This is a genomic window from Vibrio sp. 10N.222.55.C6 (assembly GCF_041473395.1).
GTDB classification, from domain to species: domain Bacteria; phylum Pseudomonadota; class Gammaproteobacteria; order Enterobacterales; family Vibrionaceae; genus Vibrio; species Vibrio crassostreae_C.
The window spans coordinates 1-321 of the sequence record NZ_JBFRSD010000188.1 but is presented as its reverse complement, the minus strand read 5'-3'; the positions used below and the strand labels follow the sequence as shown (position 1 = coordinate 321).

Annotated in this window: 1 pseudogene; it reads right to left on the bottom strand. The window is 47.7% G+C overall.

What is annotated here, in order from left to right:
- Nucleotides 1-321 (bottom strand): annotated as a pseudogene (locus AB4486_RS23175) (ABC transporter permease); the annotation flags it as partial.

Here is a 321-nt window from a genome sequence, read left to right as displayed (position 1 = left end):
CAGCAACAACACCGCCAATGGGATCTGGAAGTAGATGTAAATCGCCAGCAAGCCCCATTTACCGTACAGGTCGAAATCACCTAGTAATCCATACTGCTTGAGCAACAAGGTAATCGCACCGTTGGTCCCAAGGATGATGATGAAAGCGAAAGACAACGGAACGCCAGAAAAATTACTGCTCATGTTGGTGAAAGCAATCACCGCATCGCGGATTTTAGAATCAACGCGGCGCAGTGAAGAAACGAGCAGAGTCGCAATCGCTAAGCCAACAATGCTCGACCAAATCGACAACCATAAACTGTTGCCAAAAGCCTGCATCAT